Annotated in this window: 15 protein-coding genes and 2 riboswitches; of the genes, 8 read left to right on the plus strand and 7 right to left on the minus strand. The window is 33.2% G+C overall.

The window, feature by feature from the left end; genetic code table 11:
* Positions 1 to 70: 70 nt before the first annotated feature.
* Complete coding sequence (locus B7R67_RS22210; protein WP_158095125.1) at positions 71 to 211, minus strand: hypothetical protein; 141 nt, start codon at positions 209 to 211, stop codon at positions 71 to 73.
* A gap of 80 nt (positions 212 to 291) precedes the next feature.
* Complete coding sequence (gene yjeM / locus B7R67_RS15150) at positions 292 to 1,791, minus strand: glutamate/gamma-aminobutyrate family transporter YjeM (protein ID WP_235822180.1); 1,500 nt, start codon at positions 1,789 to 1,791, stop codon at positions 292 to 294.
* Between the two features lie 201 nt (positions 1,792 to 1,992).
* Here yjeM and B7R67_RS15155 point away from each other — a divergent pair, with 201 nt between their 5' ends.
* On the plus strand, positions 1,993 to 2,685 hold the full coding sequence (locus B7R67_RS15155) for a YetF domain-containing protein (protein WP_088071826.1): 693 nt from the start codon (positions 1,993 to 1,995) through the stop codon (positions 2,683 to 2,685).
* A gap of 51 nt (positions 2,686 to 2,736) precedes the next feature.
* On the opposite strand, the gene B7R67_RS15160 is transcribed toward B7R67_RS15155, so the two are convergent.
* The 5 genes from B7R67_RS15160 to B7R67_RS15180 form a co-directional block, all read right to left on the minus strand.
* On the minus strand, positions 2,737 to 3,249 hold the full coding sequence (locus tag B7R67_RS15160) for a cupin domain-containing protein (RefSeq protein ID WP_088071827.1): 513 nt from the start codon (positions 3,247 to 3,249) through the stop codon (positions 2,737 to 2,739).
* Positions 3,250 to 3,268: 19 nt separating this feature from the next.
* Positions 3,269 to 3,895: a methylthioribulose 1-phosphate dehydratase gene (locus tag B7R67_RS15165; RefSeq protein ID WP_088071828.1), complete on the minus strand. Its 627-nt coding sequence runs from the start codon at positions 3,893 to 3,895 to the stop codon at positions 3,269 to 3,271.
* A complete protein-coding gene (locus B7R67_RS15170; RefSeq protein WP_088071829.1) occupies positions 3,892 to 4,545 on the minus strand; it encodes a 2-hydroxy-3-keto-5-methylthiopentenyl-1-phosphate phosphatase in 654 nt (217 codons plus the stop codon). Before B7R67_RS15170 ends, B7R67_RS15165 begins: the two co-directional genes overlap by 4 nt.
* Positions 4,546 to 4,551: 6 nt before the next feature.
* A complete protein-coding gene (gene mtnW / locus B7R67_RS15175) occupies positions 4,552 to 5,772 on the minus strand; it encodes a 2,3-diketo-5-methylthiopentyl-1-phosphate enolase (RefSeq protein ID WP_088071830.1) in 1,221 nt (406 codons plus the stop codon).
* A 67-nt stretch (positions 5,773 to 5,839) separates the two neighbouring features.
* Positions 5,840 to 5,943, minus strand: a riboswitch (SAM riboswitch).
* Between the two features lie 58 nt (positions 5,944 to 6,001).
* A complete protein-coding gene (locus B7R67_RS15180; RefSeq protein ID WP_407920402.1) occupies positions 6,002 to 7,189 on the minus strand; it encodes a pyridoxal phosphate-dependent aminotransferase in 1,188 nt (395 codons plus the stop codon).
* Positions 7,190 to 7,331: 142 nt separating this feature from the next.
* Here B7R67_RS15180 and B7R67_RS15185 point away from each other — a divergent pair, with 142 nt between their 5' ends.
* The 7 genes from B7R67_RS15185 to B7R67_RS15215 all read left to right on the plus strand — a co-directional run.
* Complete coding sequence (locus B7R67_RS15185) at positions 7,332 to 8,126, plus strand: carbon-nitrogen family hydrolase (protein ID WP_088071840.1); 795 nt, start codon at positions 7,332 to 7,334, stop codon at positions 8,124 to 8,126.
* Positions 8,127 to 8,177: 51 nt separating this feature from the next.
* Positions 8,178 to 8,336, plus strand: a riboswitch (SAM riboswitch).
* A 79-nt stretch (positions 8,337 to 8,415) separates the two neighbouring features.
* Positions 8,416 to 9,585, plus strand: a complete 1,170-nt coding sequence (gene mtnK, locus B7R67_RS15190) for an S-methyl-5-thioribose kinase (protein WP_088071831.1) — start codon at positions 8,416 to 8,418, stop codon at positions 9,583 to 9,585.
* A gap of 3 nt (positions 9,586 to 9,588) precedes the next feature.
* Positions 9,589 to 10,641, plus strand: a complete 1,053-nt coding sequence (gene mtnA / locus B7R67_RS15195) for an S-methyl-5-thioribose-1-phosphate isomerase (protein ID WP_088071832.1) — start codon at positions 9,589 to 9,591, stop codon at positions 10,639 to 10,641.
* Positions 10,638 to 11,741: a sugar ABC transporter substrate-binding protein gene (locus B7R67_RS15200; RefSeq protein WP_088071833.1), complete on the plus strand. Its 1,104-nt coding sequence runs from the start codon at positions 10,638 to 10,640 to the stop codon at positions 11,739 to 11,741. Before mtnA ends, B7R67_RS15200 begins: the two co-directional genes overlap by 4 nt.
* Before the next feature lie 2 nt (positions 11,742 to 11,743).
* Positions 11,744 to 13,114 (plus strand): ATP-binding cassette domain-containing protein, encoded by a 1,371-nt coding sequence (locus B7R67_RS15205; RefSeq protein ID WP_088071834.1) that lies wholly within the window; start codon positions 11,744 to 11,746, stop codon positions 13,112 to 13,114.
* A gap of 29 nt (positions 13,115 to 13,143) precedes the next feature.
* Complete coding sequence (locus B7R67_RS15210; protein ID WP_088071841.1) at positions 13,144 to 14,094, plus strand: ABC transporter permease; 951 nt, start codon at positions 13,144 to 13,146, stop codon at positions 14,092 to 14,094.
* Positions 14,095 to 14,723: 629 nt separating this feature from the next.
* A partial coding sequence (locus tag B7R67_RS15215) for a MerR family DNA-binding transcriptional regulator (RefSeq protein WP_142289573.1) occupies positions 14,724 to 14,898 on the plus strand: 175 nt, incomplete at its 3' end.

Raw genomic sequence — 14,898 nt, forward strand, 5'->3', positions numbered from 1 at the left:
AACGAATTAAAAGGCATGATTCGAAGCAATTTCAAATCATGCCCGGTAAGTATATCTAGATTCTATTCTTTTATTGATTTTTAACTTCATTAAGAGCTTCAGTATTTGATTTACTAGGAGCAAAATACCCTTCTGAATTTACGGCAACTGGTATTGGTTGCCCTTTATTTTTGTTTTTCTTTTTTACATGTGGATTTTGATTGTGACCCATTTTTATCACCTCCACAAATAGTATGTGCTATCGAATAAGCTTACTTTCATATTAAAAATTGGTAATGATTTTCGATATCCTTAAGCGGATTTTTTATCTGCTTGACTATTTTTTCTAGAACGACTAAGTATTAATAAGGCTAACAATGAGAAGAAAATTGGACCTGCGATCATCCAAATCGTAGAGCTATAATCACCCTCGATAGCAGGTTGGATAATAGTGAAAAAGTTCGCAAAACCGACAACTAAAATTACGAGGATACTCGCGAAAAAAGCAGACGTTTTTGATTTGAAAATTTGAAAAGGTTTATCAATCGTGTCATTCCTTTTGAACATCGGATAAGCGATACCTAAGAAAATATATGGTAGTGTCATTGAAACGTTTGTCATTAAAGTTAATTTGTTAAAAAATGATGATGCACCTTGACCACCAAATGAAACGAGAATAATAATAAATGCTACGATTGAAAATTGAACCCACATTGCATTGACTGGAATTCCTTTTTCATTCGTTTCAGAAAATTTAGTTGGCCATAAGTATTTTGGTGTACCTTTGATGATTGTTTTTAATGGTGCATAAATAAGTGTAAAGAATGCTCCGGTATATGCAAGGAACATTGATAAACCAGTTATTCTTGCAAACCAAATTCCGATATTATTTGAAGTTGAAACTGTAAAATTAAGTGCTCTGCCAAATTCTAAACCTAAGTTATACATTAAAACATAAGTTATGTTACCTAAATTTGTTGTATTTGCGCTTAAATCAGTTGACCAGTTAATAAAAATCCCAACCAGAAATATTCCAAGTGAATATCCCACCGAGATAATAATTGCCGAAATGGTTATTCCTTTTGGAAAGTTTTTCTCCGCGTTTTCCGTTTGATCAACTAAACTGCTAACTGCTTCCAATCCTCCATATGCAAAAATTGCAAATACAACAAATGACAGAATCGCAAGTGTAGAAACGTAATTAGGATTAGGTGATTGAGTAATAGCAGAGGATATGCTTTTAACTGGTTGAGCAAATTTTCCTCCATTAAAAAGGAGAATAATGATACTAGTGATTAATAAAACTAAATTTAATGACGAAACTGCAACTCCACCGATCGTTGTAACTTTACTGATGCTTTCAATTCCTTTTGAAGCGAAATAAGTAACAATGATCATCCATAATAATGCTAATATTCCAATCGATTGAGTGGACGTAAGACTAAATAATGAAAGCATTCCCGTCCTGTCTTCACCGAAAATGAATGTAGAAAGAGGGATCCAAACTTTTGATGAGACACTAACCATATAGATTACATAGGAAGAAAACCACATAAAAGTGCCGATAAAAGCAAATCTAGGACCAACTGAGTCAGACATCCAAGTATAAATGCCTCCTTCTGAATGCTTATAAGCAGCACCAAACTCTGCCATCATAAATGCAAATGGAATAAAAAATGTTAACGCCGAAATTAAGTACCAGGGGATTGCACTATAACCCATTAAATAAAACGCGGTAGGGATATTACCAAATCCATATACCGATGTAAAGACCATTAAAATTAAGCCGATTAGCGTAAGTTTTTTATTCAAAATCTCACCTCAAATAAGATATTCATTTATCAAAGAATATAAATATTTTCTTCAATAATCGATAAATTATGAGGACTGATTATACTAATGTAATTTAAGCTTTTAGTCATTAAGAGGAATAGATTACACCTCTTTTTCAAAAAATAAGTTGATTAGGTATTACGGGAAATTTAGTTGTTTGAAGGAGAAAGGATGAAATAAATGAGCTTTAATGAGGTTTTTTTTAGAGTTACATGCTCATTTTTTGTATTATTTTTATCAACGAGATTAATGGGGAAGAAGGAAATCAGTCAATTAGATGTTTTTACATTTATTACAGCTATAACAATTGGAAATATTGCTGCATCTGTTTCTACAGAAAAGACTTTAAGTATTAAAGATGGGATACTGGGTATAATTGGATGGACGGTTTATACGATTTTAATGGGTTACATAAGCTTAAAATCTAAGACCGCTCGACGTTTTATTCTTGGAGAGCCAATTATTCTAGTAAGGCAAGGAAAGATAATGGAAGAGGCATTAAAGAAAGCTAGACTTGATACTGATCAATTTCAAGGAATGCTACGAAATGAAAATATCTATTCACTGAATGATGTAGAATACGCTATCTTTGAAATTGATGGAAGTCTTTCTGTTATGAAAACAAAGGATATTAAAACGAAAAAAAATAAAATATGGAAAAAGACACTGTTATTTCCAACATCAACAGTAGTCGTATCAGATGGGAAAGTAAATGAAGATGCATTGACTGAATTAAACTTGGATAAAAAATGGTTATATGCACAGTTAGAAAGGGCAGGAATCCAATCGATTTCAGATGTGTTTTTTGTCGAAGTACAAACTGATGGGTCATTATATATCGACTATCGAGATGACCATTTAAAAGAAAATTAATTGACTCACATCCAAAAAAGGATATGAGTCAATTTGTTTTCTTTCATGCGATTATTCGTAAATAGGCACCCAACCTTCAGTTGTTACAAATAATCGAATGGCTACAACTTTACGATCTTCAGCTAACGTAAAATAATGACGCACATTTGGTGGAACAGAAATGAGGTCTCCAGGATTTAAGTTAACATGAAAGAAGCCTTCATTTCCTTCAATTATAAAAGTACCGTGACCACTTACTATAAAGCGAACTTCGTCATCTGTATGGTGGTGCTCACGATTAAAGTTTTTAAGTAATTCATCTAAATTCGGTGTTGCTTCGGAAAGGGTAATAATATCACTTGCTAAATAGCCACGTCTTGTTGAAATCGTATCAATTTCAGTTTTAAATGTCTCAAGAATAGTCGCTTTTTCTTCATCAGATAAAGTAAACTTTTCTTTTAAAGAGCTATGTAATTGTTCGATATTCCAGTTTTCGTAAATTACACCTTGTTCTTCTAAATATGCTTTTACTTCAACATCACTTGTAATATGATAATCCTTTTTTTCTACCCAAATTGTTGCCATTCTCCGTTCCTCCAACTCATTAATTTTTTATAAATGTGTTTTTTTGTATTCCTTGTAAAGCATATTGGAATAGAAACTCATAAGCTTCTAACTGTTTTTTAGCTTCAAATGCTGACTCAGCCCATACTGTTATTCCATGATTATGAATCAAAACTGCTCCAGAATCATTTTTAATATGTGGAAGAAATTCATTTGCTAAAGTAGGGATATGTGCATGGTTTTTAATAATTGGTATTGTAATTTCTGCATCCTCTTCCCATAAACCAAGTGCTTTGATGATTTCAATACCGGAAAATGATAACTCATCCTGATATGGGAAATCCTTTGTAATGAAATTATTTGCTAATGTGTGTACGTGCATGACACATTTGGCATTTGTGTTTTGGTATATTAGTCGGTGTAATATGGCTTCAGCGGATGGTTTTTTCGCGTTATCCCAAACTGATTTGTCATGTTCATCAACAAGTAAAAAATCATCATAAGTATGTTTGGTCTTATCCTTGCCACTTGTCGTAACTAAAAAATGTAGTGGCTCATCATTCACTTTAATTGATAAATTTCCACTTGTTCCAAGAAACCAATCACGATCGGCAAGTACTTTTTTTACTTCTCGTATTTCGTCGTAATGTTTAAAGAAATCCTTCATACAAGCACCTCCTTTTCTAATGAAGATCGAATATCATTAAAGTTTTGAAATGGAATGTATGGAAGGGAAAGCTCTTCGCACTTATCCTTTAAAAAGTCTCTTGCAAAAATTAAATCAGCTTCTTTTGCAATTTGTAAGTCAGTTATTGAATCTCCAATAACAATAATAAAATCATCTGAGTTGCTAAACTTTCTCATCACAGTTGGTTTACACATCCCACAGTCGTTCTGACAATTTTCATCGCATGAATAATCCCAATGTATTTTTACGTTTTGGTTTGTAAAGTCTGTTCGATTACATAGGATCGCTGATGTGGGAAGATAATCTTTTAAAATTGGATGAACGAAAAAGTCTAATCCGCCACTAACAACTTTCAATTCAACTTGTTGGTTGTTTACAAATTGTATAAAATCGTTGAAACCGTCACGTATCAATGTACGACTAATAACATAATCAGTCATTTCCTGTTTTTTTGTAGACGGGATCGTTGAAAACATTTTTTCTACACCTTCACGGATCGAAATATTGCCATTTAATACTTCAGAAGTTAGCTCTCTTGCAGAAGGGGGAGCAAATTCTTTAATTAAATTGACGATATTATCTCCTTCAGTAATTGTTCCATCAAAATCACAAAAAATCTTTATTGCCATTATTGTTTACCCCCAAAGTTGTAATGCTTTTTGAAGTGAAGTGTTTGGAAGGGCATATTCATTCAGGTCAACACCTGATAAAGTAGCTGAAATTGCCTCCCTAAATGCATTTCCTCCTCCAATTGGACCATCTGGGTGACCATGAATGCCACCGCCAGCATTAATAACCTGATCAATCCCAAAATCACGAATTAATTGTGGCACTAAACCAGGATGAATTCCTGCAGATGGTACCGGGAATGTTTCTTTTAAACCATTTGATTCTGTTAGATTTTCTGCAATTTTTAATGCGGAATCTTTCGGTAAAGCAACAGAACCATACGGTGAAGGAAATAAGCTAAAGTCTGCTCCAGCAATACGTAAAAGTTTTCCAAGTAATAAACCGGTATCAATTCCGTAGATAGGGGAGGCAGTAAGTGCACCAGATACAGCCGGATGGGCCATGATTGGAACATTAATTGATGGATCCTCGACTAAACTTTGAAGAACATCGATACCGTATGAAAATACGTTCAATAAAAATACATCAGCACCAGCCTCGGCAGCACGGTAAGCTTTTTCTTTTAAGTCATATGTACGACCCGTTAAATTTACAGCGTATAAAGTTTTATGACCTGTTTTTTCATAAACTTGATTTAGAATTTTTTTTCCATGAATGACACGTTCTGTGATAGAAGTGATTGTGTCAAAAAGAATCTCGTCATCTTTAATTAAATCAACGCCACCTAAAGCTTGTTTTTTTAATTCTTCCGTAATGAAATGTATATCTCTGCCGATGATTGATTTAAAAATGCTCATCAATAAAGGGCGGTCATATACATTTAATTTTTCACGAATTCCTTTAATACCAAATTTGGGGCCAGGGAAAAGACTTAAAATATCTTCAGTAAAATTTAGATCGATTAGTTTGATTTCCCCATCAAGTGATAATTTTCCAAAAACCGTTGTTAAAATAGCTGGAATGTCAGCTGAAAAATTCAAGCTAGGATAGTAGATTTCAATAATACCTTTAGTTGGTTTAGTACCTAGAAAACTAGCGATATGATCTTCACATTCTATTTCACGAACTGAAAGTACCTTACCTTTATGTTTTTGTAATTGTATTTGATCATTTTGAGGTAAAGACGTCCATGAACCAACAGTTAATCCAAGGGCAATTGATTCTGCTTTTTTCTCTAAATGATGTTTTTTATCGTAAACCTGGTAAGTTGCGATTACTCCGCTCAATGTATAACCTCCTAAAATTTTATTTAGTAAAAACAAAAAACCTCTCACTAAGGAGAGGTTTACCTACACCTTATCTGTCAGCAAATTGCTGCGAGAATTAGCACCGTGCTATTAACTAGCCGGTTGCCGGGTTTCATCGGGCTCGGTCCCTCCACCTACTCTGAATAAAGTTTATATTTAATTTTGAATTTTTAACTTAATCGCATTATTTCATGAACAATTCAAATTGTCAAACATTAAATTTTGAAAATATTTCGAGTTCTTTTAATCTAGTAACTGCTTCTTTCAATCGATCGATGTCAGATAATAAACCGACTCTAACATAACCTTCACCATATTTTCCAAATCCGTTTCCTGGTGCAACGGCGATATGTGCTTTATCTAACAATAAATCAGCAAATTCTTGTGAAGTAAAACCAGTTGGAACTTTTAACCACGCGAAGAAAGAACCTGCTGGAGCAGTAACTTCCCAACCAATATCGTGACAACCGGTAATGAACACATTTCTACGTTCTTCATAAAGTGCTAATAATTTTTTAACACTTTCTTGTGATTCGGTTAAAGCAACGGCCGCGGCTTCTTGAATGGCAGGGAATATACTTACATACAAATGATCTTGCAATAGATTGATAGCTGAGATGACTTCTTTATTTCCGACAGCAAATCCAATTCTCCATCCAGCCATATTATACGTTTTCGAAAGCGTATAAATTTCAATTCCACACTCTTTCGCACCAGGTGTTTGAAGGAAACTTAATGGTTTTTTACCGTCAAATCCAAATGCACCGTACGCGAAATCGTGACAAACAGTTAGATTATTATTTTTTGCTAGAGCGACAGTTTCTTTAAAAAATGCTTCTGTTGCTACTGCTCCGGTTGGGTTATTTGGATAATTTATAAATAATATTTTACTAGCATCCAATACTTCTTGAGGAATTAATTGATAATCTGGTAAAAATTGATTTTCCTCAATGAGTGGAAGCATATATGGAATTGTTTTTGAAAGTGATATGCCTGATAAATAGTCAGGATAACCAGGATCTGGAACTAAAACAGTATCACCTTCATCACATAAACAAAGTGGTAGCTCAACTAATCCAGCCTTACCCCCAAACAATACTGCAACTTCTTCCTCAGGGTGTAAATCTACATCATACTCTCTTTTATAAAACTCAACAACAGCATTTTTTAAAGTGCTCATCCCTCTAAACGGAGAATATCGGTGCGTTATAGGATTTTCAACCGATTGTTGTAATGCCTTTATAATATGACCTGGCGTAGGTTGATCAGGATTTCCTTGTCCAAGATTAATGACGTCATGACCATTTTTAATTGACTCATTTACTTTTTGCACAAGCGATGCAAAAAATTGTTTTGGTAGATTGTTTAATAATTTACTATGATTCAAGTTAATCACTCCAAATATAGAATATATTTAAGTTAAATAGATCATTGTTTAATCGAATGATTTTCATGAACGATTGTTGCAATAACTTTCACCATCATATATGCTCGATTTAAAAATGTCTATAAAATTTAGAATAGGGTGAAAAATTGTGATTAAAATTGCATGTATCCAATCAGACGTTATTTTAGGAGAATCAATTTCTAATTTTAGCAATATGAAATCAAAAATAAGTGAAGCAGTAAAAGAAAATGTAAGTATAATCGTATTACCAGAATTATGGACGACAGGCTATTGTTTGGAAGAAATAAATAATCATACCGGTGAACAGGAAACGATTATTTCCGAATTACGCTCCATCGCAAAATTGAATAATGTAACATTGATTGCAGGATCATTTCCAATTGCTAGAGAAAATGGTGTGACCAATACTTTAATTGTCATAAGTAATACAGGAGAATTAATAAAAACGTATGATAAAGTTCATTTGTTCCAGCTTATGAATGAGCATCATTATCTTCAATCAGGTAATATGGATGGACTGTTTGATTTGAATGGATTACCTGCTGCAGGATTTGTTTGCTATGATTTACGCTTTCCGGAATGGATTGGGGCTCATTCTCAAAAAGGAGCAAAAGTTTTATTTTTTGTAGCTGAATGGCCAATTCAAAGAATGAATCATTGGGAGACTTTATTAAAAGCAAGGGCCATTGAAAATCAATGCTATGTTGTTGCTTGCAACCGTGTAGGAAAAGATTTAGCCAACACTTTTGGTGGGGGTTCAACTGTTATTGATCCTTGGGGAGAAGTACTGACAAAAGGGGGAACAAACGAAGAAATAGTAATCGGCGAAATCGATCCGAATAAAGTTGATGAAATCCGCGGTACAATTCCTATTTTTGAAGACAGAAAAGAAGAAATTTATAAAAAAGTCAAAAAAAACATTTGACAAATAGAAAATATGTAAACTAAAATACGATTATAAAATTTAATATGCGAACTCTTATTTCGAGTAGGCGGAGGGATTTGGCCCGATGATGCCCAGCAACCGACCATAATACCATTGTGAAATGGGGCGTATGATTACGCCTGAGCTTTATTGCTCAGTAAGGCACGGTGCTAATTCCAACAGAAAAGATATTTTTCTGGCAGATAAGAGACGAAAGCCAATTAAGATTGCCTCTTTTCGTCTCAGAAAAGAGGCTTTTTATTTTGTGAAAATTAGGGGGATGAAAAAAATGACGGTTATTCAAAGAAAAGAATATAGACCTTTAACTGAAGCAACTGCAGTCACATATCTACAAAAATTAGGCTACTTTACAAATGAACTATGTGAAAGTATTGAAATTGGAGACGGAAATTTAAATTTAGTTTTCAAAGTTACACCTGTAGGTAGTGAAAAAGGATTAATTATTAAACAGGCATTACCATATGCAAAAGTTGTTGGAGAAAGCTGGCCGTTAACATTAAACCGCGCAACGATTGAGAGTAATGCTACTAAAATATACAATGAATTAACACCAAATTATTCTCCGAAACTATACGAACACGATGAAGATCAAGCTGTTACTGTTATGGAGGATCTATCTCATTTACAAATTTTAAGAAAAGGATTAATTGAGAAAAAAAGCTATCCGTTTTTAGCAGAGCATATTGGAGAATTTTTAGCAAAATCATTATTTTTCACTTCTGATTTTGGAACAACGCCTGCAAAGAAGAAAGAGTTGGAGTCTCTTTTTAATAACCCTGAGTTATGTGATATAACAGAAAATCTTGTTTTTACTGATCCATTTTTTGACAGTGAAACAAATAATTATGAAGAGGAATTGAACGAAGTGATTCATGAACTATGGAGTGATGAAGTCCTTCAAATTGAAGTAGCTAAACTTAAATTAGATTTTTTATCTAAAAAAGAAGCGCTATTACACGGCGATTTACATACAGGTAGTATTTTTGTATCTGCAGATGAAACGAAAATTATTGATCCAGAATTTGCGTTTGTAGGTCCAATCGGATTTGATTTAGGTCAAATACAAGCAAATTTAATTTTTCAAGTTTTCAGTCGTTCAGATCAAACAGAAGAAATAGTTGAACACATATTAGCAATTGAAAAAACGTTTAATGAAAAGTTTATCGAATTATGGGAACAGCATAGTGTTAGACCGTTTAATCATTTAGGATTAATAAAAGAAAAAATAGAAGGTTACTGGGTTGACGCAATTGGTGTATTTGGATGTGAATTAATTAGACGAAGTGTAGGTCTAGCTCATGTTGAGGATATTGATTCACTTGAACACGATCTAAAAATTCAAGTTAAGAAAAAAATCTTACATTTTGGGGCTTATTGCATCAAGAATAGATTAAAAATTAGGAATATTAAAAATTTGTTATCAGGATTGGAGATATAAAGAATGACTACATTACAGCAAATACCGGAATCTTTACAATGGAACGGTGAAAGTCTAAAAATTTTAGATCAAACAAAACTACCTACTGAAATTTATTATTTTGATGCAAATAGTTTACAGGATGTTCGAGAAGCAATTGTGAAGCTACAAGTAAGAGGTGCACCGGCAATCGGATTAGCCGCAGCCTATGGATTATATTTAGGAGTGCGTGAGATCGAAACAGAATCTCTTGAAGAATTTCATCGTCAAGTCAGACAACTTGCAAATGAATTAATCAGTGCAAGACCGACAGCGGTCAACTTAGCTTGGGCAGTTGAAAAATTAGTTCAACTTAGTAATGAAGCTACGACTGTATCAGAAGCTAAGTTAATCATCATGGAAGAAGCGATTAAATTACATTTAGCAGACGAAGCAACATGCAAAGAAATTGGAGAAAATGCTCTAACATTATTACATGATGGCGCTGCAGTTTTGACTCACTGTAATGCAGGTAGTATTGCTACAAGTCGATACGGTACAGCGTTAGCTCCATTACATTTGGCGAAAGAAAAAGGATGGGAAATTTCTGCGTATGCAACAGAAACAAGACCAGTATTTCAAGGTGCAAGACTGACTGCTTGGGAATTAAGTCAAAACGGCATCCCAGTTACATTATTAACAGATAACATGGTCGGCTATTTATTACAGAATAAGAAAATTGATGCAGTTATTGTAGGGGCAGATCGAATTACTGCAAACGGTGATACTGCCAATAAAATTGGAACATTACAATTAGCAATTTTAGCAAACTTTTACCAAGTACCATTTTATGTTGCTGCACCTTTATCAACAATCGATTTATCAATCGAGACTGGTATTGAAATTATAATTGAACAACGTGATCGTACGGAAGTTACCCATATTGGAAATGTACAAATTGCACCTGATGGGATCGATGTACTAAATCCTGCTTTTGATGTGACTCCAAATAGTTTAATTACGGCGATTATTACAGAAAAAGGAATTGTTTCAAGTGATTTTAAAGAAACATTCAAAAGATGGGAGCATGGAGAATGAAAAAACTTATCGCAACACTTTCAATTGCATCGGTGCTATTAACAGCTTGTACAAATGAACAAAATGCAGTTACAAATACGAAATCACAAAGCGCAAGTTCTGAAGTGAAAAAAGTTTCAACAAGTAGTAATTCTGAAATACCTGAAGCAGTAAAAAAGAAAACGAAAATTGCTCTCATTATGGAATTTTCAATTGGAACATTTTCATCACAGTATATAGATGGTGTGAAAAAGCAAGTTAGTAAATTTGGTGGAGAAGTTCAAGTGTATAATGCCGACAATGATTTATCAAAAATGGCTGCCAATTTAGATACAGCTGTAAACTCAAAAGTTGATGGGATTCTAATCGATCATGGTCGAAAAGAAACATTAGAAAAGGGTGTAAAAAATGCTTTAGCTGCTGGTATTCCAGTCGTATCGTTTGATAGTGATTTAAATATTCCAGGTGTTACTGTAATTGACCAAGATGACTATAGTTTAGCTTGGAAAAGTTTAAAAAAATTAGCTGAAGGATTAAATGGAAAAGGTAATATTGCTACGATTTGGGTAGGTGGATTCACACCAATGGAACGACGAAAAGTGATTCTTGATGCATTTTATAAACGTTATCCAAATATTAAAGAGGTTGCTAGATTCGGAAAAGCTAGTAGTAATACAATGCTTGATACACAAGCTCAAGTAGAAGCATTATTAAAAAAGTATCCTAAAGGGAAACTTGATGCAATTTTTGCAACATGGGATGAATTTGCAAAAGGGGCAACAAAAGCAATTGAGCAAGCAGGTCGTACAGATGTTAAAGTTTACGGTATTGATTTAAGTGATGAGGATCTTCAATTAATTCAAGCTACTAATTCTCCTTGGGTAGCGACAGCAGCGAGTGATCCAGGTGAAATTGGTGAAGTGCAATCTAGATTTCTATATCAAAAAATAGCTGGAGAAGAAACACCAGATATTTATTCGTTAGAGCCTAAATTAGTAGAAAAAAATGATTTACCTACTAAGCCAATTAAAGTTAGTGATTTAAATAAATATAGTAAAAATTGGATACCTTCACAAGCAGCTACATCACCATGGATGGAGCAATTAGATAAGGGGAAATAAAGATGACTATTCAACTAGAAAATGTATTTTTTAGTTATGGAGAATCAGAGGTACTAAAAGATATTAACTTTACGATAAAACCTGGCAATGTGTATGGGTTAGCAGGTTTAAATGGCGCTGGTAAAAGTACATTAATGAAGATTTTAGCTAAAAGAATCCATCCCACTACTGGAAAATTGACAGAAAGTGATTCTTCTTCAATTGCCTATGTCCCTCAAGAAGTCGATGAGGGACTAGTGCAAGGTCTTTCTGTTATTGAAAACTTAATGATTGCAATAAATAGAGAAAAGAAGAAGTTTCTATTTTCAAAGAAAAAGAGTGTTGAATCTGTTCAAAATAAATTAGCTAAGTGGAATTTGAATTTACCATATTTTAAGCAAGTAAGTGACTGTTCAATTTATGAAAAGCAATTCATTTTAATCGCTAAAGCCTTATTAAATGATGCAACGTATATTCTATTTGATGAACCAACTTCTTCACTTGGCCATGCTGAAAAGCAACAGTTTTTTGCCTTTCTTAATGATTTGAAAAAAAAGGGCAAAGGGATCGTTGTCATTTTACACTCGATTGATGAACTCATTAAAAATACAGATGAGATCATTATTTTAAGAAGTGGAGAAGTTGTTTACCATGCGCAATCATTCAATTTATCGACAGAAGTAATCATTGAAAAGATGTCATCTGTAAAGTTCTCTTTTGAAAAAAGTGTAAAAGAGAGCAATGAACTAGCTTTTGAGTTTCGTAATATTCATCTTAGCGATTCAAAACCTTCTATTAATATAAAAATAAATAAAAATCAGATCATCGTGATCTATGGTGCAAATGGAAATAAGAAAACAAGTTTAGCGAAAACATTGTGGGGAGACCGAAAACAATATGAATTACGAATAGGAAATAATTCATATAACATAAAATCTCCTATTCAAGCAAATAAACTGGGGATTGCTTTTGTACCAGAAGATCGAAGGAAAGAAGGATTGTTTTTAAATCATACAATTCGTGAGAATATATCGTTCAATGAAAGGGGATGGATCAATAAAAAACTTGAAATTGAGAAATCCCAATCATTAATTCATACACTTAGCATTTATCCAAAGGATACTGAAAAAGAAATAGTACATCTTAGTGGAGGGAATCAACAAAAAGTAAGTTTAGCAAAATGGATATCACCAAACTTAAGATGCTTGATTTTAGATGAACCACTTAAAGGTGTTGATATTTATGCTAAACAACATATATTCCAATACATTGATGAGTTTTGTTCAAATGGCGGTAGTGTAATCTATTTCACGAATGATATTGAAGAAGCAAAAATCATTGGTGACAAAATTTATACAATCGTACATGGAGAGTTATTGGAGGGGATACAGTGACACAATGGGTACAGACACAAGGAAAAAGAATGGTTTTGGACTATGGAGCGGTTTTGCTTCTTTTAGTTGTCATTTTATTTTTTTCAATGACGTCAAATGCTTTCTTATCCTATAGTAATATATCAGATATTTTGCGGTCGATTTCAATCGTTATGTTATTAGCGATTGGTGTTACTTTCAGTTTAATCATAGACGGTTTAGATTTATCCGTCGGTTCTACAGCAAGCTTGAGCACTGTCACAGCAGCGTATAGCTTAATCGTTTTTAGACAAGAATTATGGATCACTTTATTAATCCCAATTGTTTTTGGAATCATTATCGGTTTAGTTAATGGCCTATTCATTACAAAAGGAAAATTACCAGACTTATTAGTTACACTAGCAATGATGTTTGTAGTAAATGGATTACACTTAACTTTAACAAAAGGATCTTCTATTTACGAAGGAATGACAATTAATAATAAAGTGACGACGGGACATTTTATTCCTTCGTTTTTATACCTTGGTCAAGGTTCGTTTTTTAATATTCCTGTTGCGGTAATCATAATGGTAATTTGTATCATTGTGACACATTTCTTTTTAGAGAAGACAACATGGGGACGCGTATTATTCTTTGTTGGAGGAAATAAAACGGCGGCACATTTATCAGCGATACCAGTCAATAAGTATCGAATCTATGCTTATATTATTAGTGGTCTTTTTGCATCGCTAGGTGGTATTTTACTTGCAAGTCGAGTTGGTACTGGTCAAGTTTCAGCTGGTACACCATTATTAATGGATAGTATTACCGCAGCTTATATTGGTATTGCGATGTTTGGGAAAGGGAAACCGAATATAATTGGAACTTTTTTAGGTGCATGTTTAATGGGAATACTTTTAAATGGATTCACTATGCTAAATGTACCTTACTATTCACAAGATATTATAAAAGGAGCGCTGTTAATAGGCGCAATATTATTAGCGAAAAAAAGTAACAAATAAGAAAATAATCTTGTCAATTAACTACCCAATTTTCGTAAAGGAAGTTAATTGATGTTCATTTCCACTACAGGATGCTCGCTTTCCATGGGGCGAAACCTGAGCCTCCTCGGCAAGCCTGCGGGGTCTCAGCCTTTCCGCATTTCCCATAGGAGTCGAGCATCCTTTCGTTCCAATCAACTCATTCATTAATATAAGTATTCATTAAGTAACTATTTAAATATCCTTTATAACAAATTACTAATCAGTTTAAATTAATTTTTCTAAGAATTTAGTATTTAATATTTTAAACTAATGAAAAAGAAATAAATAATGATTTGAGTTTGATGGTGTTATAAATATTGCTCATAACAGATTAACATTTCTATTCATTAATCGATTATCAAAAATCCTAATTTTATTTCCAAAATTGTTCACTACTGATCTTTTTTCATATTGACCGATATATTTAATAATCTAAAATAATCTCGAAACTAATGGAGATTATTTTTTTTGTTGAATTAGTAGAATTTTTTATAAATACTGCATAGAATAAAAAATCAAAAAAAGTCATGTTAGATTTTCTAACATCGTGTTGACAGTTTTTCTAACATGAAATAAAATACAAATAGAGGAACGAAAGGAGCATTGCTATGAATGATCAAGTAAGACGCTCAACACCACTTTTCCCAATCGGAATCGTCATTTCGTTAACTGAATTATCAGCAAGACAAATTCGATATTATGAAGAGCATGATTTAATTCAACCAGCTCGAACTGAAAGTAATCGTAGATTATTTTCTTTCAATGATGTCGATCGATTATTAG

The organism is Gottfriedia luciferensis, assembly GCF_002156865.1.
In the GTDB taxonomy this organism is placed as follows: Bacteria; Bacillota; Bacilli; order Bacillales; family Bacillaceae_G; genus Gottfriedia; species Gottfriedia luciferensis.

What these genes read in the sequence shown, in the direction of transcription:
- B7R67_RS15170 (WP_088071829.1), bottom strand. Translation starts at nt 4,545, where the DNA reads ATGGCAATAAAGATTTTTTGTGATTTTGATGGAACAATTACTGAAGGA.
- B7R67_RS15165 (WP_088071828.1), bottom strand. Translation starts at nt 3,895, where the DNA reads ATGAAGGATTTCTTTAAACATTACGACGAAATACGAGAAGTAAAAAAA.
- B7R67_RS15205 (WP_088071834.1), top strand. Translation starts at nt 11,744, where the DNA reads ATGACTATTCAACTAGAAAATGTATTTTTTAGTTATGGAGAATCAGAG.
- B7R67_RS15210 (WP_088071841.1), top strand. Translation starts at nt 13,144, where the DNA reads ATGGTTTTGGACTATGGAGCGGTTTTGCTTCTTTTAGTTGTCATTTTA.
- mtnK (WP_088071831.1), top strand. Translation starts at nt 8,416, where the DNA reads ATGACGGTTATTCAAAGAAAAGAATATAGACCTTTAACTGAAGCAACT.
- B7R67_RS22210 (WP_158095125.1), bottom strand. Translation starts at nt 211, where the DNA reads ATGGGTCACAATCAAAATCCACATGTAAAAAAGAAAAACAAAAATAAA.
- mtnA (WP_088071832.1), top strand. Translation starts at nt 9,589, where the DNA reads ATGACTACATTACAGCAAATACCGGAATCTTTACAATGGAACGGTGAA.
- B7R67_RS15155 (WP_088071826.1), top strand. Translation starts at nt 1,993, where the DNA reads ATGAGCTTTAATGAGGTTTTTTTTAGAGTTACATGCTCATTTTTTGTA.
- B7R67_RS15160 (WP_088071827.1), bottom strand. Translation starts at nt 3,249, where the DNA reads ATGGCAACAATTTGGGTAGAAAAAAAGGATTATCATATTACAAGTGAT.
- B7R67_RS15200 (WP_088071833.1), top strand. Translation starts at nt 10,638, where the DNA reads ATGAAAAAACTTATCGCAACACTTTCAATTGCATCGGTGCTATTAACA.